This window comes from Bacillus thuringiensis (assembly GCF_001455345.1).
Classification (GTDB): Bacteria; Bacillota; Bacilli; order Bacillales; family Bacillaceae_G; genus Bacillus_A; species Bacillus_A thuringiensis_N.
The window spans coordinates 5287081-5313836 of record NZ_CP013274.1 but is presented as its reverse complement, the minus strand read 5'-3'; the positions used below and the strand labels follow the sequence as shown (position 1 = coordinate 5313836).

Sequence of the window (26756 nt, the reverse complement as noted above, 5' to 3'; positions counted from 1 at the left end):
AAATGTACAACCTAAATAAATATAAAATGTATATTTATACGAAACGTATTTTAAAACCTAAAAACGTCGTTTGTATATGAGATAGGGTTTTCGACAAAAAAAGCGAATGTGGATAAGCATTTACCCACATGTGATTAAAACTGTCCACATGTTATACACAATTTGTGGATAAGATAAAGATGTGGAAAACTTATTCAAAGTGAAAACACAACTATAATATCAAAAAAAAGTAGCTATAGCAATGAAATTAAGAAAGTTATCCACAAAATCAATACCTTGTGGAATAAACTTGTCCACAACACGATATACTGTGTAAAAGTAAGAAAAGAGTTTGTGGATATAAAAAACAAGAAAAAACATTTATCCACAAGGAAATATAGCGTCTGTGAAAAAGTATGTGAATAGGTTCAAAATGAATATTTGATGAAAATTTCTAGAACCATTGACATTTTCCTAGTTGATTAACTATAATTTATAAGACTGTCTTTAACAGATATTCCTCAGGGAGGTGTCATATAATGAAAAGAACTTACCAACCAAATAAACGTAAGCGCAGCAAAGTACATGGTTTCCGCAGCCGTATGAGCACAGCGAACGGACGTAAAGTGCTAGCAGCTCGTCGTCGTAAAGGAAGAAAAGTATTATCTGCGTAGACCACTGATCGTTCAGTGGTCTTTTTTTCTAATAATAGTGAATTTCCGCTGATGAACTACAGGAGTGTCAATTGATATGAAGAAAAAACATCGTATAAAAAAGAATGATGAATTCCAGACGGTTTTTCAAAAAGGAAAATCGAATGCGAATCGTCAGTTTGTTGTCTATCAACTAGATAAAGAAGAGCAGCCAAACTTTCGTATTGGCCTTTCTGTCAGCAAGAAAATAGGAAATGCAGTAGTGCGTAACCGAATTAAACGTATGATTCGCCAGTCGATCACAGAATTAAAAGATGAGATAGATTCTGGAAAAGATTTTGTTATAATAGCAAGGAAGCCTTGTGCAGAGATGACATATGAAGAATTAAAGAAAAGCTTAATTCATGTCTTTAAACGCTCTGGTATGAAAAGAATAAAAAAGTAGCGTAAGGAAATGAATTACACTATATACATACCGAAACAAGGAGGAGCAGGCTTTGAAAAAGAAAATAGGTTTACTAGCCATGGTTATTGTATTAATGGCAATTGCTACTGGTTGTAGTGAAACGGGTCAGCCGATTACACCGAAAAGTACTGGAATTTGGAATGAATATTTCGTATACCCGCTTTCTCAGTTAATTACGTATTTTGCCAACTTATTTGGTAGTAATTACGGTTTAGCAATCGTTGTTACAACTCTTATCATTCGTTTTGCATTATTACCATTAATGATTAAACAAACGAAGAGTACGAAAGCAATGCAGGCGTTACAACCAGAAATGGTGAAGCTAAAAGAGAAATATAGTTCTAAAGATCAAGCGACACAGCAAAAATTACAACAGGAAATGATGCAGTTATATCAAAAAAATGGTGTAAATCCATTAGCCGGTTGTTTACCAATCTTCATTCAAATGCCAATTCTATTCGCTTTTTATCATGCGATTATGAGAACGGCTGAAATTAAGCAGCATAGTTTCTTATGGTTTGATTTAGGACATGCAGATCCGTACTATATCTTACCGATTGTTGCGGCAATTACGACATTTATTCAGCAAAAGCTTGCAATGGCAGGAACTGCTGGCCAAAACCCGCAAATGGCAATGATGATTTGGTTAATGCCAATCATGATTTTAATCTTTGCAATTAACTTCCCAGCTGCATTATCACTTTACTGGGTTGTTGGTAATATCTTTGGTATCGCTCAAATGTATTTTATCAAAGGGCCAGAAATTAAGGCTAGTAAGGCTGAGGGATCAGGCAAGTGAGTGTAATCACTGCTAAAGGTCGAACAGTTGAGCAGGCAGTAGAGGATGCTTTAAGGCAATTAAATGCTTCAAAAGACCGAGTAGATATAAATATTATCGATGAAGGTAAAAGAGGATTCTTAGGTTTATTTGGGAATCGACCTGCAGTAGTAGAAGTTGTATTGAAGAAAGACCCAATTCAAGAATGTGAAGAATATTTAAAAAATGTTATTCACGATATGGGTGTGGAAGCTGAGATTAGTAAAATTGTAAAAGGACGCGAAGTTGAATTTACAATTTCTGGCGAAAATATAGGTGTTTTGATTGGAAAAAGAGGAAACACCTTGAACTCTTTACAGTATTTAACAAAACTTGTGGCGAATCGCAATACGAAGCAGTATATTGGTATCACACTAGATGCTGAAAATTATCGTAGTAAAAGAAAAGGTACATTAGAAGCACTTTCTTATCGATTAGCCAAACAAGTAGTAAGTACGAAAAAAAGAGTTGTGTTGGAACCTATGCCATCTTTTGAACGAAAGATTATCCACCAAGCATTATCTAATCATCAAAATATCATTACAACTTCTCAAGGAAAAGAACCACATCGACATGTTGTAATATCTTCCAAATGACCGGTTACTCAATTGAGTGCCGGTTTTTTTTGAGGGGAAAATAGATGTGGATAACTAAAAAACACTAAACTTATCCACTGTGAATAAGTTTAGTGTTTTTTACATGAGGACATAATAAAATGAGTTATTATTCTTTTGTAGATAGGTTCGTTATGGTATTCTAATAATTTAGTGAAGAAAATAATCATGTTGAAATAGAGATAAATAAGCAAGTGAGGTGAAAGGACATGGAATTCGATACAATTGCCGCAATTTCCACAGCGCTTGGAGAGGGTGCAATTGCCATTGTTCGAGTAAGTGGGGATGATGCGGTTGAAAAAGTTAATCGTATTTTTAAAGGGAAGGACTTAACAGAGGTTTCTTCTCACACAATTCATTATGGTCATATTGTTGATTTAGATACAAATCAGGTTATTGAAGAAGTGATGGTGTCTATTATGCGTGCACCAAGGACTTTTACACGTGAAAATATAGTAGAAATTAACTGTCATGGTGGACTTGTTTCGGTAAATAAAGTATTGCAGCTTATTTTAGCGCAAGGAGTACGATTAGCAGAGCCTGGTGAATTTACAAAACGTGCTTTTTTAAATGGCCGTATTGATTTATCACAAGCAGAAGCTGTTATGGACTTAATCCGTGCAAAAACAGATCGTGCAATGAACGTAGCAATTAATCAAATGGAAGGGCGATTATCTAAATTAATCGGCCGTCTGCGTCAGGACATATTAGAAACGTTAGCTCATGTTGAGGTAAACATAGATTACCCGGAATATGATGATGTGGAAGAAATGACACATAATATTTTAATTGAGAAAGCTACACATGTTCGTGCTGAAATTGCAAAAATATTAGAAACATCGAAGCAAGGAAAGATTTTACGTGAAGGTATTGCTACTGCAATTATTGGTAGACCTAACGTTGGGAAATCATCGCTATTAAATAGTCTCGTTCAGGAGAACAAGGCAATTGTAACTGATATTGCAGGAACAACTCGTGATGTTATTGAAGAGTACGTTAATGTGCGTGGTGTACCACTTAAACTTATAGATACGGCCGGGATTCGTGAAACAGAAGATGTTGTTGAACGAATTGGTGTAGAGCGTTCAAAAGAAATGATGAGTCAAGCTGATTTAGTGTTAGTTGTCGTTAATTATAGCGAAGCTTTAACGAATGAGGATGAAGATCTATTCCGTGCCGTACAAGGAAAAGATTTCATTGTTATTGTAAATAAGACAGATTTACCGCAAGCAATTGATATGGAACGTGTTATAGAATTGGCAGAGGGAAATCGTGTTATTACAACGTCGTTAATTGAGGAACAAGGAATAGATGAGCTTGAAACGGCAATAGCTGATTTATTCTTTGAAGGAACAATTGATTCTGCAGATGCAACATATGTTTCTAACGCGAGACATATTGGATTATTAACACAAGCAGGAAAAACAATTGGAGATGCAATTGAAGCGATAGAAAATGGTGTTCCAATTGATATGGTGCAAATTGATTTAACAAGAACGTGGGAAATACTTGGTGAAATTACTGGTGATACCGTTCATGAAAGCCTAATTGACCAGTTGTTCTCTCAATTTTGTTTAGGAAAATAATATAGTGATGTTTCAGAAAGATAGAGATTATTAGGAGGAATAAACAATGGGATACAATGCCGGTTCATACGATGTCATAGTAATCGGTGCAGGTCATGCAGGATGTGAAGCTGGTCTTGCGGCAGCACGAATGGGCTCCAAAACATTAATGTTAACAATTAACTTAGATATGGTAGCGTTTATGCCATGTAACCCTTCTGTTGGTGGACCAGCAAAAGGGATTGTTGTTCGTGAAATTGATGCATTAGGCGGAGAAATGGGACGCAACATTGATAAAACGCATATTCAAATGCGTATGTTAAATACAGGTAAAGGACCAGCTGTACGCGCACTTCGAGCACAAGCAGATAAATTCTCTTACCAGCATGAATTAAAGAAAACAATTGAAGAAACACCAAACTTAACGTTGTTCCAAGGAATGGTAGAGCGTTTAATCGTTGAAGATGGCGAATGTAAAGGGGTAATTACGCAAGCTGGTGCTGAATATACAGCAAAAACAGTCGTAATTACGACTGGTACGTTTTTACGTGGTGAGATTATTATGGGAGATTTAAAATATTCGAGTGGTCCAAATAATCAACAACCATCTATTACGTTATCAGAACATTTAGAGGAGCTTGGATTTGATCTTGTTAGATTTAAAACAGGTACACCTCCGCGCGTAAATAGTAATACGATTGATTACAGTAAAACAGAAATTCAGCCAGGTGATGATAAACCACGAGCTTTCTCTTTTGAAACGACAAAGTTTATTATGGATCAAATTCCATGTTGGTTAACGTATACAAGTACGGAAACACATCGTTTAATAGATGAGAACCTACATCGCTCAGCTATGTATTCTGGTATGATTAAGGGAACAGGTCCTAGATATTGTCCTTCAATTGAAGACAAAGTAGTAAGGTTTAATGATAAGCCACGCCATCAAATTTTCTTAGAGCCAGAAGGACGTAATACACAAGAAGTATACGTACAAGGTTTATCTACAAGCTTACCAGAAGACGTACAGCGTGATATGCTTAGAACAATCCCTGGTTTAGAAAATGTTGAAATGATGCGTACAGGTTATGCAATTGAATATGATGCAATTGTGCCAACACAACTATGGCCAACACTTGAAACGAAAAAAATTAAAAATTTATATACAGCAGGACAAATTAACGGAACTTCTGGTTACGAAGAGGCGGCAGGACAAGGGCTTATGGCCGGAATTAATGCAGCATGTCGTTCTTTAGGTAAAAAAGAAGTTATTTTAGGTCGCGAGGATGCTTATATCGGTGTCTTAATTGATGACCTTGTAACGAAAGGTACAAATGAACCATATCGTTTATTAACGTCTCGTGCAGAGTATCGTCTATTATTACGCCATGATAATGCGGATCTTCGTTTAACTGAAGTTGGTCGTGAAATTGGATTAATTAAAGAAGAGCGCTATGAGCGATTTACAAATAAAAAGTTACAAATTGAACAGGAAAAAGAACGTTTAAGCAGCATTATTATTAAACCACGTCCTGAAGTTCAAGAATTAATTCGCAGCATTGGTGGAAGTGAATTGAAAGACGGAATACGTGCAAGTGACTTATTACGTCGTCCAGAGATGACATATGAGCATATTCATCTTTTAGTACCAAGTGAAGTAGAATTAAGCGATGAAGTGACAGAACAAGTTGAAATTCAAATTAAGTACGAAGGATATATCGAAAAATCTTTACAGCAAGTAGAGCGTATGAAGAAAATGGAAAACAAAAAAATTCCTGTGGATATTGATTATGATGCGATTTCTAGCATTGCTTCAGAAGCTAGACAGAAATTGAAAGATGTTCGTCCACTTTCAGTGGGGCAAGCTTCACGTATTTCTGGCGTAAATCCAGCGGATATTTCCATTTTACTTGTGTATATTGAACAAGGAAAAATTGCGCGAGTATCGAACCAATAAATAGTAAGGAGATATTGTTAGATGAACATAGAACAATTTCAATCTATGCTAGAAGAGAAGGGTATCACCCTCTCTTCTAGACAGTTAGAGCAGTTCGAAATATACTTCGAAACATTAGTAGAGTGGAATGAAAAAATGAACTTAACGGCTATTACGGAGAAAGAGGAAGTATATTTAAAACACTTTTTTGATTCCATTACAGCTGCTTTTTATTATGATTTTTCAAAACCATTCTCAATTTGTGATGTTGGCGCAGGAGCTGGATTCCCAAGCATTCCTTTAAAGATCTGTTTCCCGCATTTAAAAGTGACGATTGTAGACTCATTGCAAAAACGTATTAATTTCTTAAATCATTTAGCACAAAAGTTGGAATTAAGTGACGTCGCGTTTTGTCACGATCGTGCTGAAACATTTGGGAAAAAAGAAGGTGTACGTGAAGCGTACGACATTGTAATGGCACGTGCAGTCGCGCGTCTTTCAGTATTAAGTGAGCTATGTTTACCACTTGTAAAAGTTGGAGGAACATTCATTGCAATGAAAGGTGCCGCAGCAAACGAAGAAATTGAAAATGGCAAGTATGCTTTAGAGGTGCTAGGTGGGGATCTAAAGGAGATGTCTACGTTCCAATTACCGTTTGAAGAAAGTGAACGTAATATTTTATTAATCGAGAAAAAGCGCAAGACACCAAAGAAATATCCACGCAAACCGGGAACACCCAATAAATTACCTATTGAAAAATAAATCTTATTAGACGTAAGATTAAATTATATAAATGAAAACGTAAATGTTTCATAGGAAACATTTTATGGAGAATAGTCAATAGGCCTAAAAGGTGGTGGAATATGTATGAAAAATACGTTTTCTCGTTTATTTGGCTTTGGAGATAAAGAGAGCGAATTCGAATTACAAGACGAAAGCCATGAAGAAATAGAAAAAAAGGTATATGAAGAAATACAAGAAATTCCGATAGTAAATATTACCCCTAACCGTTATCAACCACGAACAGTTTTTGATGATGCGCGTATTGAGGAGCTAGCATTAACAATTCGTACACACGGACTTATTCAGCCAATTGTTGTGAGGCAATATGAGGATGAGAAGTACGAAATTATTGCTGGAGAAAGACGTTTCCGTGCGGCAACAAAGTTAGGATGGGAAAAGGTTCCTGCAATTATAAAGAACTTAAATGATACAGAGACAGCTTCTGTAGCTTTAATTGAAAACTTGCAACGTGAGGAACTAACAGCAATCGAGGAAGCTGTGGCATATCAAAAGCTAATTGAGTTACATAATCTAACACAAGAAGCATTGGCACAACGGCTTGGAAAAGGACAATCTACAATCGCAAATAAGTTGCGATTGTTAAAGTTGCCTGAAGAAATAAAAGGTGCGTTATTAGAAAAAAGCATTACAGAGCGCCATGCCCGCGCGCTCATTCCTTTAAAGAATGAGGAATTACAACTGAAAGTTTTACAGGAAATTGTGGAGAAACAACTGAATGTAAAGCAAACAGAAGAACGAATTGCGAAATTACTAGAAGAAGCAAAACCGAAGCGTAAGGCAAAGCAAAAAGCAGTAAGTCGAGATACGAGAATCGCCATGAATACAATTAGGCAGTCATTACAAATGGTTGCTGACAGTGGTTTAAATGTTAATTCTGAGGAAGAAGAATTTGATGAGTACTATCAAATTACAATTAAAATTCCGAAGAAAAAATAATAATGGCGTGTTAGAGACCTAATCCGATTGGATAGGTCTCTTTTACTATATTTTCTTGTGAGATGAAGAAGGAGTTTAGAAAAAAATTTTGAAGTTTAATAAGGACGTAAAAGAAAAACTTTTATTTCATGTTACAATAAACGTAATTGTTACTAGAATAAGATAGAAAGGTTGAAAGTAGGTGACATCATGGGAAAAATCATTGCTATAGCCAATCAAAAAGGTGGCGTTGGGAAAACAACAACATCTGTTAATTTAGGGGCTGGATTGGCACAAGTAGGTAAAAAGGTCCTTCTTGTAGATATTGATGCTCAAGGAAATGCAACGACGGGTGTGGGAATTGAAAAATCCGAATTAGATCAATGTATTTACAATGTTCTTGTGGAAGATGCAGATGTTCAAGGGGTTATACAGAAAACCGCAACTGAAAACTTAGATGTTCTACCCGCTACAATTCAATTGGCAGGTGCTGAAATTGAATTGGTACCGACTATTTCCCGGGAAGTACGTTTACAAAGGGCATTACAGCCAGTTCGTGATGAATATGACTATATTATTATCGACTGTCCCCCGTCTTTAGGGTTATTAACGATTAATGCATTAACCGCAGCAGATTCTGTTATTATTCCTGTTCAATGCGAATATTACGCACTAGAAGGATTAAGTCAGCTATTAAATACAGTTCGACTTGTGCAAAAGCACTTAAATAAAAATCTAGCAATTCAAGGTGTATTGCTAACGATGTTGGATGCCCGTACGAATTTAGGGATTCAGGTTATAGATGAAGTGAAGAAATACTTTAGGGATAAAGTATACCGTTCGATTATTCCTCGTAATGTTCGTTTAAGTGAAGCACCAAGTCATGGGAAACCAATTATGCAGTATGACGCTAAATCAAGAGGGGCAGAAGTGTATATAGATTTAGCAGAGGAAGTGATTGCAGGTGGCTAAAGGATTAGGAAGAGGAATCAATGTGTTTTTTCCTGATTTAGATGTGAAAGAAGAAGAGACAATTCAGGAGATTGCGATAACTGAATTAAGACCGAATCCATATCAACCACGTAAACACTTTAATAAAGAGGCAATTCAAGAATTATCGGCTTCTATTAAAGAGCACGGCATATTACAACCGTTAATTGCTAGGAAGAGTATTAAAGGATATGAAATTGTGGCAGGTGAAAGAAGATATCGTGCTGCCAAAGAGGCCGGGTTTGAAAAGGTACCTGCCGTTGTAAGACAATTAAATGAGCAGCAAATGATGGAGTTTGCATTGCTTGAAAACTTACAACGAGAAGATTTAAATCCAATGGAAGAAGCAATGGCATATCAAATGTTAATGAATGAGCTAAATGTAACGCAAGAACAATTAGCAAAACGTCTTGGTAAGAGCAGACCTTACATTGCAAATTATACGCGGTTATTAAGCCTCCCTCCATTTGTACAAGATATGATTGCAAATGGTCAACTTTCAATGGCTCATGGGAGAACTTTACTTACAATAAAAGATGAAGAACAATTGAAATCTTTATTGAAACGAATTGAAAAAGAAGGATTAAATGTTCGTCAATTAGAGAAAATTGTTCAGGAGATTAATCAACGCGTTTCACGTGAAACAATACAAGTGAAAAAGGAAAGAAACATATTTTTCGTAGAACGCGAAACGTTCTTAAGAGAAAAATTTGGCACAGATGTGAAAATTAAAGAAACGAAAAAAGAAAAAGGTAAAATCGAAATTGAATTTTTTAATAAAGAAGATTTGAATCGTATTTTAGAATTATTAGCACAGAAAAACTAAAAAGCAAACCATCTTATTATTTATAGATGGTTTGCTTTTTTTAATACAGATAATTTTTGGTCAGTTTCTTTTATACTCTGTGCAATTACATCAGCCATTTTCATGACTAAACTTAATCTTGTATTTTGCAGAACGAAAAATTCCATAAAACCATTTAGATTTACGATGCCATGAATATGTAGATCACCAACTGCAGGTAATTTCTTATTCATTGCAGCTCCGGGTTTACTAGGCCCCATTCCGGTAGTGATAGAACCGATGCTTTGAGACTTTCCTAAACAGGCATCAACCGCAATTATAAATGAAGCAGGATTATCTTTCTGTATATTCTGAATTCTTTCTTCTAAATTTAGCGCATGTACCGGCTCATCTAGTGTGCCAAACACTTGGAAGTTTTTAATTCCTACTTGTTCTAATTTCGTACCGACTAACGGACCGAGTGCATCGCCTGTAGAACGATCTGTTCCGATACAAACGAGAATAATCGGTATATTCGTTTTAATAGGGATATGGGAAAGTAAGAAGTTACTGATTGTCTCGGAGGCTTCTACGTCTTGGTGCATAACATTTTGAGTTTCTTTTTCGAAAAAGGGTAAGCGAAAACTTCCAATATTCATGAAGCATCCATCCTTTTAATAAATTTTCAAAATATGTTATATGGTGAGTAAAATGGAAACTATAAGTGCGTACTTCCTGTAAAACTTGAGTGAAAACGGAAATAATAGTACTAGTATATATCTATTCGTTCCATTTTATACCTGCATAGAAGTTAACAAATGTAATTAAAATCATAAAATTTTTTCAGCAATTAGAAGACTTCTGATACAATAAGAAGGATAACTAAAAAGAAATTTTGGCTGGAGAGGTAGAGGTACATGGATTTATTAACGAAGTGGTTTAATGCCACAAAACAGTATTTATTAAATGCTGATCGTTGGGCTGATATTGGAACAGCGACATTGAAAATATGTATTATTTTAATCATTGGTGCAGTTGTTGTACGAGTTGCGCGTGCAATTGTACGAAATGCGTTTCGTATGGGAAGTCGTTCGCCAATTCAAATTTCAGAACGTCGTACAGTTACAGTAGCGAAGTTACTTGAAAATATTGTGGCATACGTTGTTATGTTCATTATGCTAATTGCGATTTTAGGTGTGTTTAATATTAATGCATCTGGTTTATTAGCCGGTGCCGGGGTAATTGGTTTAGCGGTCGGATTTGGTGCTCAAAGTTTAGTGAAAGATGTCATTACAGGGTTATTTATCTTGCTAGAAGACCAATTTTCAGTGGGAGACTATGTGAAAATTGGCCAGTTTGAGGGAGTCGTTTTAGAAATTGGACTTCGTACAACAAAAGTAAAGAGCTGGACAGGCGAAATTCATACTTTACCAAACGGAAGTATCATTCAGGTTACTAACTATTCAGTTAGTAATAGTGTTGCATTTGTTGATGTATCTATTTCGTATGAGGCTGACATAGCAAAAGCAGAGCAAGTCATTGAAGAATTATTAGAAGAATTACCTGCGCAATATGAGCAAATGGTAACAACGCCTCTGTTATTAGGCGTGCAAACATTAGCTGCATCAGAAGTTATATTACGTGTTATTGCAGAAGTAGAGCCGATGCAACATGCGGTTATTGCAAGAGTACTTCGTAAAGAAATTAAAAATCGTCTAGATTTACATGGGATTGAAATTCCATATCCACGTATGGTTTTATATAATCGTGAAGAATTGGTAAGTGGAAAAGCAATTTAGTATGGAGAGGGGTTTGGAGAATGGAGCAAAAGCAGTATAACTTGTACGATGTTGTGGAAATGAAGAAAGCCCACCCATGTGGTGAGAATCGTTGGAAGATTATTCGTATGGGAATGGATATCCGCATTAAGTGCGAGGGATGTGACCATTCAGTAATGATTCCTCGAAGAGAGTTTGATCGTAAGGTGAAAAAAATACTTGTGAAGCACGAAGAATAGAGAGAAAGTAACAGTTGCAGTGGGTAGCTGTTACTTTTTTTCGTTTGGAGGAAACTTGTCATTTTTTTCGTTACTATCTATAATGATGAAAGATTGAGACATAGGAGTGAAAAATATGGGATTAACGGCTGGGATTGTTGGATTACCTAACGTAGGGAAGTCCACTTTATTTAATGCAATTACACAAGCAGGAGCAGAATCTGCAAACTATCCATTCTGTACAATTGATCCAAACGTAGGGATTGTAGAAGTACCAGATGAGCGTTTAAATAAATTAACGGAATTAGTAGAACCGAAAAAAACTGTTCCGACTGTATTTGAGTTTACTGATATTGCAGGTATCGTAAAAGGTGCTAGTAAAGGTGAAGGTTTAGGAAATAAATTCTTATCTCATATTCGCCAAGTAGATGCAATTTGCCAAGTTGTTCGTTGTTTTGAAGACGAAAATATTACGCACGTTTCAGGGAAAGTAGATCCAATCGATGATATTGAAACAATCAACTTAGAGCTAATCTTAGCAGATTTAGAATCTGTTGATAAACGTATCGAGCGTGTTGCGAAATTAGCAAGACAAAAAGATAAAGAAGCAGTATATGAGCATGAAATTTTAGTGCGTTTAAAAGAAGCCTTCGAAGAGGGAAAACCGGCTCGTACTGTTGAGTTTACAGAAGAGCAGATGAAGATTGTTAAAGGTCTTCATTTACTGACAACGAAAGAAATGTTATACGTAGCAAACGTAAGCGAGGACGATGTTATCGATCCTTCTGAAAACAAATACGTACAAATGGTAAAAGAATTTGCTGCAAATGAAAATTCTCAAGTAATCGTTGTATGTGCAAAAATCGAATCAGAAATCGCTGAGTTAGACGAGGAAGAGAAAAAGGTATTCCTTGAAGAGCTAGGCATTGAAGAATCTGGTTTAGATCAATTAATTCGTGCTGCATATGATTTATTAGGACTTGCTACTTACTTCACAGCTGGTGTGCAAGAAGTACGTGCATGGACGTTTAAACAAGGTATGAAAGCACCACAATGTGCTGGTGTAATTCATACAGACTTTGAGCGTGGATTTATTCGTGCGGAAACAGTTTCTTATGATGATTTAATGACAAACGGTTCTATGACAGCTGCAAAAGAAGCTGGAAAAGTACGTTTAGAAGGAAAAGAGTATATCGTAAAAGACGGAGACGTTATGCACTTCCGCTTCAACGTTTAATTTAATATTTCCTAGGAAAAATAAAGATATAAGCTTGGCAAATATATTATGTGTTTGCCAAGTTTTTTATGTATGGGTGAGTTGATTCATCTAACTTACTATGATATAATCTAAACTCGTGAGTAATTACTATAAATTAATTGCTCCTTGCCCATTATGGGCCGTTTAGACCAAAAGGAGGTGAAAGTGTAATGAGAAAGTACGAAATTATGTACATCATTCGTCCTGGCGTTGAAGAAGAAGCTCAAAAAGCTTTAGTTGAACGTTTTGCAGGTGTTTTAACAAACAATGGTGCAGAAATCATTAACACGAAAGAGTGGGGTAAGCGTCGTTTAGCTTACGAAATCAACGACTTACGTGAAGGTTTCTACATGATCTTAAACGTGAACTCTAACGCAGAAGCGATTAACGAATTCGACCGTTTAGCTAAGATCAACGAAGACATCCTTCGTCATATCGTTGTTAAAGAAGAAGAAAAATAATTGATATATAAGGGAGAGTGGTTCGATTGATGAATCGTGTTATCCTCGTTGGTCGTTTAACTAAGGACCCTGACTTACGTTACACGCCCAATGGTGTTGCAGTAGCTACTTTTACGTTAGCTGTGAATCGCGCATTTGCGAATCAACAAGGTGAGCGTGAAGCTGACTTTATTAATTGTGTAATATGGCGTAAACAAGCAGAAAACGTAGCAAATTATTTGAAAAAAGGTAGCTTAGCAGGCGTAGATGGACGTCTTCAAACTCGTAATTACGATGGACAAGATGGTAAACGTGTATATGTAACAGAAGTTCTTGCGGAAAGCGTACAATTTTTAGAGCCGCGTAATGGCGGTGGGGAGCAACGTGGTTCATTTAATCAGCAACCATCAGGAGCTGGTTTCGGTAACCAAAGCTCTAACCCATTTGGTCAATCTAGTAATTCGGGCAACCAAGGTAACCAAGGAAACTCTGGATTTACGAAGAATGACGATCCATTTTCAAATGTAGGTCAACCGATCGACATTTCCGACGACGATTTACCGTTCTAATACAGTAAATTTGTTAGTTTTAACTAAGAATGGAGGGAAATAGACATGGCAGGACGCAAAGGTGGACGTGCGAAACGTCGTAAGGTGTGTTTCTTCACAGCTAACGGCATCACTCGCATTGACTATAAAGATGTTGATTTATTAAAACGTTTCGTTTCTGAGCGTGGTAAAATTTTACCTCGTCGTGTAACAGGAACAAGCGCGAAATACCAACGCAAACTTACAGTTGCAATTAAACGTGCTCGTCAAATGGCACTTTTACCATATGTTGGTGAATAATAGCGTATGAAATGCACAGTAGAGTCGGACTCTACTGTGCATTTTGCTATGCTTTTCTTTTTTTGAAAGAGAGGTTAGAGGATGAAAAATACGAAATTTATTACTGAGGGTGCAGCGTTGTTAGCGATATATGCAATGTTGCTACTTATATCTATGTATGTTCCGATTTTAGGTACAGTTGTAACGTTTGCGTTGCCATTGCCATTTATATTGCTAACGATAAGATATAAATTATCTAATGCTTTTGTAATTTTTACGGCGGCGCTTTTTATTACTGTTATTGTCAGTCAGCCGATGAACCTAGTGAAGACAACTATGTTTGGATTGATAGGTATCGTTTTAGGATCTATGTATAAAAAACGAAAAAAACCGGTAGAGATTTTGATGGCGGGGACGCTTGCATACTTAATTGGTATTATGCTCATTTATGTTGTGAGTATAAAGTTTTTTAACATAGATTTAATGAAGCAAATGCAAAATATGTTTAATGAAAGTATGGCACAAAGTGAAAAGATAGTCAGTGCTGCTGGTATGCCGATTAGTAAAGAACAAAAAGAGTTATTTGCACAAATGAATGATATGCTACAAACGTTATCTCCAAGTTTACTTGTAATGGTTTCTGCATGTTTTTCTTGGATCACAGTAATATTATCGGGCAGTGTTTTGAGAAAGTTAAAACACGATGTTATACCTTGGCCTAGATTTAAAGATATACAATTACCAAAGAGTATTGTTTGGTATTACGTTATATTTATTTTGTTATCAACTTTTATAAAAGTAGAACCGACATCATATTTACATATGGTATTTTCTAACCTATATGTCATATTTGCTTTACTACTCGTACTGCAAGGTCTGACATTTATCGCTTTTTTAGCGCATAGCAAAGGTTTTACGAAAGGGGTTCCTATTATTAGTTTTATTGTCTGCATGTTTATTCCGATGCTGTTTCCTCTTGTGACAATCTTAGGTATAATTGATTTAGGGATTTCATTGCGTTCTAAAATAGGAGGATGAAGTAATATTCCTTATACTATTTTAATCTGTTTAACTAACTGGAAGGTGAGTTAGTTTTACTTTATAGGAGTTGTATACATGCCTGAATTTTATAAGAAACAGTGGTTTTTATATCCTGTTTATGTATTGGCATTTTTCGTGTTTGTGCTCATTTCGATCCTCTGTTATTTTCATTTAATGATGGGGATAGCTGCCTTTTTTATTTTTTGTATCGTCCTTTTTGTTGTTGTACGATTTGAACTTACCTTTCAAAAGAATTTCGAAAAGCATACGACAGATATGATTACAAGGGTAAAGAAAGTAAGTAATGAGGCATTTAACCAAATGCCGATTGGTATTTTGTTATACAATAAGGATTATGGGATTGATTGGGCGAATCCTTATTTATCTTCATGTCTGGGACAGCATGCATTAGCTGGATGGCACCTTTATGATGTATCGGAAACGTTACTTCTTTTTATTAAAGGAGAAACTTCCGATGATATAGTTTCTTTAAATAATCGAAAGTTTCGTGTTTTTGTAAGGAAAGAAGAAAAGTTAATTTATTTCTTTGATGTAACGGAACAAACAGAAATTGAAAAGATGTATGAGGATCAACGTACTGTTTTGGCTGTCATTTATTTAGATAATTATGATGAAGTTACACAAGGTTTAGATGATCAATTACGTACGAATATAACAAGTCTTGTAACATCACGACTAAATGAATGGGCCGTTAAGTATGGGGCATATTTAAAACGTGCATCTTCAGAAAGATTCTTCGTTGTACTAAATGAAAGTATTTTAGCACAGATGGAGAAAGGGAAATTTAGCATTTTAGATCAGGTGCGTGAAGAAACATCCAAAAGGAATATACCACTCACCTTAAGTGTAGGTGTTGGATCAGGTGATTTACCGTTATCAGAACTTGGGGCAATGGCTCAGTCCGGTTTAGACCTTGCGCTTGGACGTGGTGGAGATCAAGTAGCTATTAAACAGGCAACAGGTAAAGTTAAGTTTTATGGTGGTAAGACAAATCCGGTTGAAAAACGTACTCGCGTGCGTGCCAGAGTTATTTCGCATGCATTAAAGGATTTAGTATTAGAAAGTAGCAATGTCATTATAATGGGGCACAGGGCTCCTGATATGGACGCAATTGGTGCCGCGATTGGTATTTTAAAGGTAGCGCAATTAAATGAGCGCAAAGGATATATTGTGCTAGATGAAAATGATTCTGATAAGGGAATTAAGCGTTTGATGGATAAAGTGAAACAAAACGAAGAGTTATGGTCTCACTTTATTACACCAGGACAAGCGATGGAATTTGCAAATGATGATTCTTTACTTGTTGTTGTTGATACGCATAAACCTTCAATGGTGATGGAAGAAAAGCTGTTACGCAAAATTGAAAATGTAGTTGTTATTGACCATCATCGCCGAGGAGAGGATTTTATTGAGGATCCATTACTTGTTTACATGGAGCCCTATGCTTCTTCCACGGCAGAACTTGTTACAGAATTACTTGAATATCAACCGAAAAATTTAAAAATGACAATGTTAGAAGCAACGGCATTGTTAGCAGGTATTATCGTTGATACGAAAAGCTTTACGTTCCGTACGGGTGCTCGTACGTTTGATGCTGCTTCTTATTTACGCTCACATGGTGCAGATACTGTACTTGTACAAGAGCTTCTAAAAGAAGATATGGATCAGTATTTACGGGTTGCAAAAGCTATTAAAAATGCGTACATTTATACAAATGGAATTGCGATTGCAAAGGTTGATAGTGATGATTACTATGATCAAGTGCTTATTGCGCAATCAGCGGACACGTTATTAACAATGACAGGAATTATTGCGTCATTTGTTATTGCAAAACGTGGCGAGAATTTCATTGGAATTAGCGGCAGGTCTTTAGGTGAAGTGAATGTGCAGCTAATTATGGAAAATTTAGGGGGTGGCGGGCATTTAACGAATGCAGCCACACAAATGAAAAATGTTACAGTAGATGAAGCTGAGGAGAAGCTTCGATTTGTTATTGATGACTATTTACAGGGAGGCACACAATCATGAAAGTAATTTTTCTAAAAGACGTAAAAGGTAAAGGGAAAAAAGGAGAAATAAAAAACGTACCAGATGGCTATGCAAATAACTTCTTACTAAAACAAGGATTAGCTGCTGAAGCGACAAATAGCAGTATGAAAACTTTAGAAGCTCAAAAACGTAAAGAAGAAAAAGATGCAGCAGCAGAGCTTGAAAGTGCAAAACAATTGAAAGAAACATTAGAGAAACTAACTGTAGAATTAAAGGCTAAATCTGGAGAAGGTGGCCGTCTATTCGGTTCAATTACAAGTAAACAAATCGTAGATGCAATGCAAAAATCACACAAGATTAAACTTGATAAGCGTAAATTTGAAATGGATGATGCAATTCGTGCATTAGGCTATACAAACGTTACTGTGAAATTGCATCCGCAAGTAACAGCAACAGTAAAAGTTCATGTTAGTGAACAATAAAAATAAGGTAAGCAAGGAGGATTGCGCATGAGTGATGTAATGGCTGATCGTACCCCTCCGCATAATATAGAAGCTGAGCAGGCCGTCTTAGGTGCTATATTAATTGATCAGGATGCGTTAACGTCAGCATCGGAACTATTGGTACCTGACTCATTTTATCGAACGAAACATCAAAAGATTTTTGAAGTCATGCTTGGGTTGTCTGATAAGGGAGAGCCAATTGACTTAGTAATGATGACGTCGGCGATGGCCGACCAAGGATTACTAGAAGAAGTTGGTGGGGTTTCTTACTTAGCAGAATTAGCAGAAGTTGTTCCGACTGCTGCTAACGTAGAGTATTATGCACGAATCATCGCTGAAAAAGCACTGTTACGTCGTTTGATTCGAACGGCGACTCATATCGTGTCTGATGGGTATGAGAGAGAAGATGATGTGGATGGCCTTTTAAATGAGGCTGAGAAAAAAATATTAGAAGTATCTCATCAAACAAATGCGAAAGCATTCCAAAATATTAAAGACGTTCTTGTAGATGCTTACGATAAAATCGAACTTTTGCATAATCAAAAAGGTGAAGTTACTGGGATACCAACTGGGTTTACTGAATTAGATAAGATGACGGCAGGGTTCCAGCGAAATGATTTAATCATCGTGGCGGCACGTCCATCGGTAGGGAAAACGGCATTTTCATTAAATATCGCACAAAATGTAGCGACGAAAACGGATGAAAATGTAGCGATTTTCAGTCTAGAGATGGGTGCTGATCAGCTTGTTATGCGTATGCTTTGTGCAGAAGGGAATATTGATGCGCAAAGGCTTCGTACCGGGTCATTAACTTCTGATGATTGGGCGAAGCTAACGATGGCAATGGGTAGCCTTTCTAATGCTGGTATCTATATTGATGATACGCCAGGGATTAAAGTAAATGAGATTCGAGCAAAATGTCGTAGATTAAAACAAGAACAGGGTCTTGGTATGATTTTGATTGACTACTTACAGCTTATTCAAGGAAGCGGGAAATCAGGAGAAAACCGTCAGCAGGAAGTATCTGAGATTTCGCGTACACTAAAAGGGATTGCGCGTGAATTACAAGTGCCTGTTATTGCCTTATCACAGTTATCTCGTGGTGTAGAATCTCGTCAAGATAAACGTCCGATGATGTCTGATATTCGTGAATCGGGGAGTATCGAGCAGGATGCTGATATTGTAGCCTTCTTATACCGTGAGGATTACTATGACCGAGAAACGGAAAATAAAAATACGATTGAAATTATTATTGCAAAGCAGCGTAACGGTCCCGTAGGCTCAGTAGAGCTGGCATTCGTTAAAGAGTTCAATAAGTTCGTTAACTTAGAACGACGCTTTGAGGATGGACATGCGCCGCCTGCATAAAGATAGTATAAAAAAGAAATGCATTTCTTATAATAAGATGTGTTTCTTTTTTTTTATAGGAAAGATAAGGCTTTCATAATGTAAAAATATAATTCTTACGAACGAAAATGTTTTTTAATAAAAAAATGTTCGCTTTTTGGTTGACTTCTTTTTCGGTTTTGGTACAATTATATTGTTTGAATAGATCGTTTGAAAATTGCGGAGGTGCTTTAATAATGTCTTCAGTAGTAGTTGTAGGAACACAATGGGGCGACGAAGGAAAAGGTAAAATCACTGATTTTCTTTCTGAGCATGCGGAAGTAGTTGCAAGATATCAAGGTGGAAATAACGCAGGACATACAATTGTTTTCGGCGGAGTTAAATATAAATTACACTTAATTCCATCTGGTATTTTCTATAAAGAAAAAATTTGTGTAATCGGAAACGGCTTAGTAGTAGATCCGAAAGCATTACTTGAAGAGTTAAAATACTTACACGATCGTGGTGTAAGTACTGATAATTTACGCGTAAGTAACCGTGCGCACGTTATTTTACCTTATCACTTAAAACAAGATGAGTTAGAAGAAGCAAGTAAAGGTGATGACAAAATCGGTACAACGAAAAAAGGTATCGGTCCTGCATATATGGATAAAGCTGCTCGTATTGGTATTCGTATGGCTGATCTTTTAGACCGTGAAGCATTTAAAGAGAAGCTTGAGCGCAATTTAGCACAAAAAAATCGTTTATTTGAAAAAATGTACGATACAGAAGGTTTCAGTGTAGAAGAAATCTTTGAAGAGTACTTCGAGTATGGACAACAAATCGCACAATATGTATGTGATACGTCTGTTGTATTAAATGATGCATTAGATAACAATCACCGTGTATTATTTGAAGGTGCACAAGGTGTTATGCTTGATATTGATCACGGTACGTACCCATTCGTTACATCTTCTAACCCAATTGCTGGTGGTGTAACAGTTGGAACTGGAGTTGGTCCTGCGAAAGTTACACGCGTTGTAGGTGTATGTAAAGCATATACAAGCCGCGTAGGTGATGGTCCATTCCCTACTGAGCTTAATGATGAAATTGGTCACCAAATTCGTGAAGTTGGTCGTGAGTATGGAACGACAACTGGTCGTCCACGCCGCGTAGGTTGGTTCGATAGCGTTGTTGTAAGACATGCACGTCGTGTTAGTGGTCTAACAGATCTATCATTAAATTCTATCGACGTTCTAACAGGTATTCCAACTCTTAAAATTTGTGTTGCTTACAAATATAATGGCGAAGTTATCGATGAAGTTCCAGCAAACTTAAACATTTTAGCTAAATGTGAGCCTGTATACGAAGAGCTTCCAGGTTGGACAGAAGATATTACTGGTGTAAAATCATTAGATGAGCTTCCTGAAAATGCACGAAAATACGTAGAACGTGTTTCTGAGTTAACAGGAATTCAATTATCTATGTTCTCAGTTGGACCAGATCGTAACCAAACAAATATCGTTCGTAACGTATACGAAGCTTAATTGATATTTTTAAGAAAAAACTCATGTCCGCATGAGTTTTTTCTTATCTTTTATAAAAAAAATAAAAAAATGTATTGCAAAAAACAAAGAGAACATGTTATGATACATCTTGTCGTCACGAAAATATGACGTTGGTGAGTATGAGCCATTAGCTCAGTTGGTAGAGCATCTGACTTTTAATCAGAGGGTCGAAGGTTCGAGTCCTTCATGGCTCACCATTTTATTTTTCGTGGCCCGTTGGTCAAGTGGTTAAGACACCGCCCTTTCACGGCGGTAACACGGGTTCGAATCCCGTACGGGTCATGTTTTTTTATGCTTATTTTTGGTCCCGTGGTGTAGTGGTTAACATGCCTGCCTGTCACGCAGGAGATCGCCGGTTCGACCCCGGTCGGGACCGCCACTTTTGTTTATACCACCATTAGTGGTTTTATATATAGTTTTGGCTCGGTAGCTCAGTCGGTAGAGCAGAGGACTGAAAATCCTCGTGTCGGCGGTTCGATTCCGTCCCGAGCCACTCTCAGGATATTAAGTGGGCCCACTTAATATCCTTTTTATTTGTGTAATTTTACAAAATTGAGTAGTTATTTTAAAATAGAATGAGGAGCCTCTAGCAGTTGAAGCTAGAGGTTTTTCTATAGATCGTATAGGATTCCGTGTAAAAGTGGATCATACATGAGTCTGTGAGAATAGAGGAGAAAGTACTTAAGCAAAAGATGCGGTCATATAGGGACATACTATGTAGACATCAATGTGTTTAGGGATATTGACCATATTTTTATAAGGAGGAAATAGACGATGATGGGAAAGAAAATTTTAGTAGTTGATGATGAAAAGCCGATTGCGGATATTTTGAAGTTCAATCTAGAAAAAGAAGGTTTTGAAATTGTAATGGCGCATGATGGTGATGAGGCGATTGAAAAAGCGAATGAAGAACAGCCAGATATGGTTTTATTAGATATTATGTTACCAGGTAAGGATGGCTTAGAGGTTTGCCGTGAAATACGTAAAAGCTCAGAAATGCCGATTATTATGCTTACGGCGAAGGATTCTGAAATTGATAAAGTATTAGGGCTTGAGCTTGGGGCAGATGATTATGTAACGAAGCCATTTAGTACGAGGGAATTGCTTGCTCGCGTGAAGGCTAACTTACGTCGCCATCAACAAGGCGGTGCTGCAGAAAAAGAAGAAAATACGGAAATGGTTATTGGACCAATTGTTATCAATCCAAATGCGTATAGTGTCACAAAACGTGAAGAAAATATTGAACTTACACATCGTGAATTTGAGTTACTACATTATTTAGCGAAACATTTAGGACAAGTTATGACACGCGAACATTTATTACAAACAGTTTGGGGTTATGACTATTTTGGGGATGTACGTACAGTGGATGTAACAGTGCGTCGTTTACGTGAAAAAATTGAAGATAATCCAAGTCATCCTACTTTAATTGTCACTAGACGTGGGGTAGGGTATTACTTGCGTGACCCAGAGCAGGAATAATATATGAAGAAAGTCGGTTTTTTTCAATCTATTCATTTAAAATTTGTACTCATATATATGCTATTAATATTGATAGCTATGCAAGTTATTGGGGTATATTTCGTAAGAGAGTTAGAAAAGAGTCTTGTACAAGGCTTTAGAGATTCTTTAACGCAGCAAACGAACTTATTATCGTATAACTTGAAACAAGAGTTTAAAAAAAGTTATACAAAAGCAGAGACAGAGTCCACAGATGAAACGATTAAAACTTCTATTCGAAAATTTGCCTCTGATCGAAAGAAAGATATCCAAGAGGTAAGTGTATTTGATTCGAATAGAAAACTGCTCGCTATTTCAGATGAGGCAAAGCAAAATAAGGTAAATAGAACATCAACTGATATAGCTGTTCAGCGGGTATTGGTACAAAAAAAGCCAGAAGTGAAAATTGAGAAGGATGGTCGTACAGGTCATCGTGTACAAGTTATGCTTACTCCGATTCTAGATGATAACGGCAAAGATCCACTTGGTGTTATTTACATTGTTGCATCTATGGAAGATGTTTATAAACAGATGAAGGATATTAATCAAATTTTTGCGACTGGAACCGTTATTGCATTACTCGTAACAGCTGTACTTGGAGTTTTATTAGCTCAAACGATTACGAGACCAATCTCAGATATGCGAAGACAAGCAATTGAAATGGCAAAGGGAAACTATTCAAGAAAAGTAAAAGTTCATAGCCATGATGAGATTGGACAATTAGCATTATCTTTCAATAATTTATCAAAAAAATTACAACAAGCTCGTTCTTCAACGGAAAGTGAAAGACGTAAATTGTCATCCGTTTTATCACATATGACAGATGGAGTAATTGCTACTGACCGAAAAGGGGACATTATTTTATTAAATGATCCTGCGGAAAAGATGCTAAATGTTTCGCGCGAAACGGCGCTCGATCAATCTGTTTTGGAAGTATTAGGGATACAAGAAGAATTTACGCTTGATCATTTATACGAAGAGCCTGATTCTGTGTTATTAGATTTTAGTACGAGAAATGAGCCATATATTTTACGCGCAAGTTTCTCTGTTATTCAAAAAGAGACAGGGAAAGCAAATGGTTTAATTGCTGTATTATATGATGTAACTGAGCAGGAGCGCATAGAAAGAGAACGCCGTGAGTTTGTAGCAAACGTCTCTCATGAACTAAGAACGCCATTAACGACAATGCGCAGTTATTTAGAGGCACTTACAGACGGTGCATGGCAAGATCCAAATATTGCACCGCAATTTTTAACAGTTACACAAGAAGAAACGGAAAGAATGATTAGACTTGTAAATGCGTTATTACAGCTATCTAAACTTGATAGTACAGAACATCGTTTAATGAAAGAATGGGTCGACTTTACTGACTTCTTTAATAACATTATTGATCGTTTTGAAATGTCTAAAGAGCAAAATGTAAGTTTCAAACGATCTTTCTCTAAAAAATCTCGATTTATTGATATGGATACGGATAAAATTACGCAAGTATTGTATAACATTATTTCGAATGCATTAAAGTATTCACCAGAGGGTGGAACAGTAACATATCGCTTACGTGATCGCGGGGAATTATTAGAGATTAGTGTAAGTGACCAAGGAATGGGTATTCCGAAAGAAAACGTCGATAAAATCTTTGAACGTTTTTATCGCGTAGATAAAGCGCGTTCAAGACAAATGGGTGGTACAGGACTTGGGTTAGCAATTGCGAAAGAAATGATTGAGGCACATGGTGGCTCGATTTGGGCGAAGAGTGAGGAAGGAAAAGGGACAACGATTTATTTCACTTTGCCAATGGCAGCGGATGAAGAGGACGATTGGGAATGAGTATGGAAAATGTTAAAACAATAGTTTTAATTAATTTAGTTGTAATTAGCCTATTTCTTACTTTTAACTTATGGACGTATGTGCCAGATTCCACGTCTATGCAAAACGCAAAATTTGTGCAGGGGAATGAAGGAACTACACAAACTAAAATCGCTGATGTTGTCCGCCCTACTTCTATCATCGTGCATAAAGATAAAAATCATTACGGGAGCAAAAGAGAGGGAGATATAGAATCAATCTATAGACCTTTGGAAGCAGGGGAATTACATGGTTTCAAAGAGATATCGATTGCTAAGGCTGACTTCCTTTCTTATGTGCATGGTGAAGGGAAAATTGAACTTATTTTCCCTACCAACATCCCATTTGATGCAGTTAAATCTATGTTTAGTATGAAAGAAAAAAGTATAGATAAGCCGAAACACTTTAATCGAATTATTCTCGATCTTTCTAGAAGTAGGGATCAGGAAATTAAAATTAATTTTGTTTCTGATGGTGATAACTCTAGAATATATGAAGCAAAATTAAGTGGTGTGTATTTAAAAGATATTGTAAATGCACAAAATCAATTTATAGTATCAGCGAAACCTTATTTTGACTATCAAATTAATGATATGAAAAAGCTATTTTTACCAGATGGAACGACAGAATTAAGTAATATAACATATATTTCATCTAATTTAGCGGTTGATACATTTAAGAATGCTCTTTTTAGTGATCCACGTTATTTAAGTCCGATTATCGAGCAATCGAAAGAAATATTTACAGATGGTATTAGGTCCATGGAGATTGAAAACGATCAGCATATGCTAAAGTATAAAAATTCTTCTGTTTCAAGTGAGAAAACGACAGATAATTTAATGCTTTTACAAAAAAGCTTTGATTTTGTAAATGGTCATAGTGGAAGCCTGGATTCATATCGTTTGGACTATATGAATAAAGGACAAACAGTATTCCGTTTACATGAAGATGGATATTCCGTATTCAATACAGATGGATTAGCTGAATTGAGGCAAGTATGGGGATCAGAAGAAGTAATGGAATATGAAAGACCATTGTTATCTTTAAATACGAAAGGTATAGAACAGAAGGTTACTCTTCCATCAGGGCACGTTGTGATAGCATCTTTAGAAAATAATCCCGCTGTAGATAAGCGCTTCATTAAAGACATTGGTATTGGATACAAATTAGCACTAGACGGACAAGTAGCTCGACTACAGCCAATTTGGTATGTAAAGTTTGTTGAAGATGAAGCTGGCAAACAAAAAATATATGAGTGGAGTGAGGGAGGACTAAATGGATTGGGATCGGATTAAAACCATATTTATTGTGACCTTTTTTGTTTTGGACCTCTTTCTCATCTTTCAATTCATTCAAAAGCAAGATAGTAATCAATTGGAGCTTATTGCAGAAACAAAGATAGATCAAGAATTAAAAGCAAACAAAATTACTATGGGTAATTTCCCTAAAGAACCGAAAAAAGAGTCATTTATTAGAGCAGAAAACAAGGCATTTAAAGAAGAAGATGTACAGTCTTTAAAAAATCAAACAGCGCATATACAAAATATGTACAAGATAGAAAGTAAGCTAAAAGAGCCCTTTTTAAATACAAAATCATTATCCAAAGATAAGTATAATGATTTTTTGAAGAACTATGTATTGGATGGACAAAAGTATGAGTTTGGGGCGATGAAAGACTCTAAAATTTACTTCTTCCAAAAATATAAAGATAAGCCTATTTTCTATAACGAACAGGCAATGATTGTCGTGGAATTAAATGAAAAAAATGAACTTGTGTCTTACACGCAGACGATGCTAACTGATTTAAAAGAAATGGGCGAAAGTGAAAAAACGAAACAGCAAGAAATTATTACTGCCCAAACGGCTTTAGAAAACCTGTATTTAAAAAATAAAGTTCATGGAAATACACATGTAAAAGAAGCACAAATTGGTTATGCCACCCTTACCGCATCTACTTCTAATAACCAAGTACTGGCTCCAACATGGAATTTAAAAACGGAGCAGAAGCAGGACTTCTTTGTAAATGCAATTGAAGGACAAGTTATGGAATTAGGTGAAAGGGAAAATCAAGTGGTTGATGAACATACTGGAGTGAGAAAGAATGGGGTTGCATTTTAGCGTACTTGCAAGTGGAAGTACAGGGAATATGCTATATGTAGGAACAGATGAAAAAAAATTACTCGTCGATGCAGGTTTAAGTGGTAAAGCAACAGAGGCTTTATTTAAACAGGCAGAACTAAATATAAATGATGTATCAGGTATTCTTGTAACGCATGAACATAGTGATCATATTAAAGGATTAGGTGTATTGGCACGTAAATATGATTTACCTGTTTATGCAAATGAGAAAACATGGAATGCAATGGAACACTTAATAGGAAATATTCCAACTGAGCAAAAGTTCATTTTCTCAGTTGGGGATGTGAAAACATTCGGTGATATTGAGGTCGAGTCATTTGGGGTTTCTCATGATGCGGCAGAGCCGATGTTCTATGCCTTTCATAATAATAATAGAAAGTTAGCCCTTATTACAGATACGGGATACGTAAGTGACCGTATGAAAGGTGTGATTAAGGGGGCGAATGCTTTCGTGTTTGAAAGTAATCATGACGTGGAAATGCTTCGTATGGGACGTTATCCATGGAGTATTAAGCGACGTATTTTAAGTGACGTAGGGCACGTTTGTAATGAAGATGCTGCATTAGCGATGGCAGATGTAATTACAGATGAGACAAAGCATATTTATTTAGCCCATTTAAGTTTAGATAATAACATGAAAGAATTGGCGCGAATGTCAGTATCACAAGTATTAGAGGAAAAGGGATTTGGAGTGGGAGAAGCCTTTGAAATCCACGATACGGATCCAAAAATGCCTACAAAAATTCAATACGTATAATTCTCCATTTTAGTAAACAATAA

The 26756-nt window shown here is 36.3% G+C and carries 27 protein-coding genes and 4 tRNA genes; 30 read left to right on the top strand and 1 reads right to left on the bottom strand.

What is annotated here, in order from left to right:
- Positions 1–518: 518 nt before the first annotated feature.
- The 10 genes from rpmH to spo0J all read left to right on the top strand — a co-directional run bounded on the left by rpmH (position 519) and on the right by spo0J (position 9565).
- Positions 519–653 (top strand): 50S ribosomal protein L34, encoded by a 135-nt coding sequence (gene rpmH / locus ATN06_RS27810; protein WP_000831901.1) that lies wholly within the window; start codon positions 519–521, stop codon positions 651–653.
- A 76-nt stretch (positions 654–729) separates the two neighbouring features.
- On the top strand, positions 730–1077 hold the full coding sequence (rnpA, locus tag ATN06_RS27805) for a ribonuclease P protein component (RefSeq protein WP_000726627.1): 348 nt from the start codon (positions 730–732) through the stop codon (positions 1075–1077).
- Between the two features lie 52 nt (positions 1078–1129).
- Positions 1130–1897: a YidC family membrane integrase SpoIIIJ gene (gene spoIIIJ / locus ATN06_RS27800; protein WP_060633071.1), complete on the top strand. Its 768-nt coding sequence runs from the start codon at positions 1130–1132 to the stop codon at positions 1895–1897.
- On the top strand, positions 1894–2511 hold the full coding sequence (gene jag / locus ATN06_RS27795) for an RNA-binding cell elongation regulator Jag/EloR (RefSeq protein WP_060633070.1): 618 nt from the start codon (positions 1894–1896) through the stop codon (positions 2509–2511). Before spoIIIJ ends, jag begins: the two co-directional genes overlap by 4 nt.
- 227 nt (positions 2512–2738) lie before the next feature.
- A complete protein-coding gene (gene mnmE / locus ATN06_RS27790; protein ID WP_060633069.1) occupies positions 2739–4115 on the top strand; it encodes a tRNA uridine-5-carboxymethylaminomethyl(34) synthesis GTPase MnmE in 1377 nt (458 codons plus the stop codon).
- 46 nt (positions 4116–4161) lie between these two features.
- Positions 4162–6051, top strand: coding sequence for a tRNA uridine-5-carboxymethylaminomethyl(34) synthesis enzyme MnmG (gene mnmG / locus ATN06_RS27785; protein WP_060633068.1), 1890 nt, complete (start codon positions 4162–4164; stop codon positions 6049–6051).
- 21 nt (positions 6052–6072) lie between these two features.
- The gene (gene rsmG / locus ATN06_RS27780; protein WP_001019621.1) at positions 6073–6792 is read left to right on the top strand and encodes a 16S rRNA (guanine(527)-N(7))-methyltransferase RsmG; all 720 of its coding nucleotides are present in this window, start codon (positions 6073–6075) and stop codon (positions 6790–6792) included.
- A 105-nt stretch (positions 6793–6897) separates the two neighbouring features.
- On the top strand, positions 6898–7770 hold the full coding sequence (gene noc / locus ATN06_RS27775; protein WP_060633067.1) for a nucleoid occlusion protein: 873 nt from the start codon (positions 6898–6900) through the stop codon (positions 7768–7770).
- Positions 7771–7959: 189 nt separating this feature from the next.
- Complete coding sequence (gene soj, locus ATN06_RS27770; RefSeq protein ID WP_000516114.1) at positions 7960–8721, top strand: sporulation initiation inhibitor protein Soj; 762 nt, start codon at positions 7960–7962, stop codon at positions 8719–8721.
- On the top strand, positions 8714–9565 hold the full coding sequence (spo0J, locus tag ATN06_RS27765) for a stage 0 sporulation protein Spo0J (RefSeq protein ID WP_088115962.1): 852 nt from the start codon (positions 8714–8716) through the stop codon (positions 9563–9565). The genes soj and spo0J overlap by 8 nt, the downstream gene beginning before the upstream one ends.
- A gap of 20 nt (positions 9566–9585) precedes the next feature.
- Here the strand turns inward: spo0J and yyaC are convergent, their stop codons facing one another.
- Complete coding sequence (gene yyaC, locus ATN06_RS27760; RefSeq protein WP_060633065.1) at positions 9586–10182, bottom strand: spore protease YyaC; 597 nt, start codon at positions 10180–10182, stop codon at positions 9586–9588.
- Between the two features lie 258 nt (positions 10183–10440).
- On the opposite strand from yyaC, the gene ATN06_RS27755 reads away from it, so the two are divergent.
- From ATN06_RS27755 to ATN06_RS27660, 20 genes are all read left to right on the top strand, one after another.
- Positions 10441–11322, top strand: a complete 882-nt coding sequence (locus tag ATN06_RS27755; protein WP_060633064.1) for a mechanosensitive ion channel family protein — start codon at positions 10441–10443, stop codon at positions 11320–11322.
- 20 nt (positions 11323–11342) lie between these two features.
- A complete protein-coding gene (locus tag ATN06_RS27750) occupies positions 11343–11540 on the top strand; it encodes a DUF951 domain-containing protein (RefSeq protein WP_000436051.1) in 198 nt (65 codons plus the stop codon).
- Between the two features lie 115 nt (positions 11541–11655).
- On the top strand, positions 11656–12756 hold the full coding sequence (ychF, locus tag ATN06_RS27745; RefSeq protein ID WP_000524667.1) for a redox-regulated ATPase YchF: 1101 nt from the start codon (positions 11656–11658) through the stop codon (positions 12754–12756).
- Between the two features lie 191 nt (positions 12757–12947).
- Positions 12948–13238 carry a 30S ribosomal protein S6 gene (gene rpsF / locus ATN06_RS27740; RefSeq protein ID WP_001233781.1) on the top strand — a complete coding sequence of 97 codons (291 nt, stop codon included), beginning with the start codon at positions 12948–12950 and terminating at the stop codon, positions 13236–13238.
- Between the two features lie 26 nt (positions 13239–13264).
- Positions 13265–13786 (top strand): single-stranded DNA-binding protein, encoded by a 522-nt coding sequence (ssb, locus tag ATN06_RS27735; protein ID WP_000981963.1) that lies wholly within the window; start codon positions 13265–13267, stop codon positions 13784–13786.
- A gap of 45 nt (positions 13787–13831) precedes the next feature.
- Positions 13832–14065, top strand: coding sequence for a 30S ribosomal protein S18 (gene rpsR / locus ATN06_RS27730; protein ID WP_000918873.1), 234 nt, complete (start codon positions 13832–13834; stop codon positions 14063–14065).
- Positions 14066–14146: 81 nt separating this feature from the next.
- Positions 14147–15082: a YybS family protein gene (locus ATN06_RS27725; protein WP_060633063.1), complete on the top strand. Its 936-nt coding sequence runs from the start codon at positions 14147–14149 to the stop codon at positions 15080–15082.
- A gap of 78 nt (positions 15083–15160) precedes the next feature.
- Positions 15161–17134: a DHH family phosphoesterase gene (locus tag ATN06_RS27720; protein WP_016085351.1), complete on the top strand. Its 1974-nt coding sequence runs from the start codon at positions 15161–15163 to the stop codon at positions 17132–17134.
- Positions 17131–17577 carry a 50S ribosomal protein L9 gene (gene rplI, locus ATN06_RS27715; RefSeq protein ID WP_060633062.1) on the top strand — a complete coding sequence of 149 codons (447 nt, stop codon included), beginning with the start codon at positions 17131–17133 and terminating at the stop codon, positions 17575–17577. The genes ATN06_RS27720 and rplI overlap by 4 nt, the downstream gene beginning before the upstream one ends.
- Before the next feature lie 27 nt (positions 17578–17604).
- Positions 17605–18966, top strand: a complete 1362-nt coding sequence (gene dnaB, locus ATN06_RS27710) for a replicative DNA helicase (RefSeq protein WP_001286244.1) — start codon at positions 17605–17607, stop codon at positions 18964–18966.
- 215 nt (positions 18967–19181) lie between these two features.
- Positions 19182–20471 carry an adenylosuccinate synthase gene (locus ATN06_RS27705; RefSeq protein WP_060633061.1) on the top strand — a complete coding sequence of 430 codons (1290 nt, stop codon included), beginning with the start codon at positions 19182–19184 and terminating at the stop codon, positions 20469–20471.
- A 142-nt stretch (positions 20472–20613) separates the two neighbouring features.
- Positions 20614–20689, top strand: a tRNA-Lys gene (locus ATN06_RS27700).
- A gap of 13 nt (positions 20690–20702) precedes the next feature.
- Positions 20703–20774 (top strand) — tRNA-Glu (locus tag ATN06_RS27695).
- A gap of 21 nt (positions 20775–20795) precedes the next feature.
- Positions 20796–20871: transfer RNA gene (locus ATN06_RS27690), tRNA-Asp, on the top strand.
- Positions 20872–20912: 41 nt separating this feature from the next.
- Positions 20913–20985: transfer RNA gene (locus ATN06_RS27685), tRNA-Phe, on the top strand.
- A 281-nt stretch (positions 20986–21266) separates the two neighbouring features.
- The gene (gene walR / locus ATN06_RS27680) at positions 21267–21974 is read left to right on the top strand and encodes a cell wall metabolism DNA-binding response regulator WalR (protein ID WP_000971865.1); all 708 of its coding nucleotides are present in this window, start codon (positions 21267–21269) and stop codon (positions 21972–21974) included.
- Between the two features lie 3 nt (positions 21975–21977).
- On the top strand, positions 21978–23819 hold the full coding sequence (gene walK / locus ATN06_RS27675) for a cell wall metabolism sensor histidine kinase WalK (RefSeq protein ID WP_060633060.1): 1842 nt from the start codon (positions 21978–21980) through the stop codon (positions 23817–23819).
- Entirely contained in the window at positions 23816–25132 is a 1317-nt protein-coding gene (locus ATN06_RS27670; RefSeq protein WP_060633059.1) for a YycH family regulatory protein, read from the top strand. Before walK ends, ATN06_RS27670 begins: the two co-directional genes overlap by 4 nt.
- The gene (locus ATN06_RS27665; RefSeq protein ID WP_060633058.1) at positions 25113–25955 is read left to right on the top strand and encodes a two-component system regulatory protein YycI; all 843 of its coding nucleotides are present in this window, start codon (positions 25113–25115) and stop codon (positions 25953–25955) included. The genes ATN06_RS27670 and ATN06_RS27665 overlap by 20 nt, the downstream gene beginning before the upstream one ends.
- Complete coding sequence (locus ATN06_RS27660; RefSeq protein WP_000522836.1) at positions 25939–26733, top strand: MBL fold metallo-hydrolase; 795 nt, start codon at positions 25939–25941, stop codon at positions 26731–26733. The genes ATN06_RS27665 and ATN06_RS27660 overlap by 17 nt, the downstream gene beginning before the upstream one ends.
- The last annotated feature ends 23 nt before the right edge of the window (positions 26734–26756 follow it).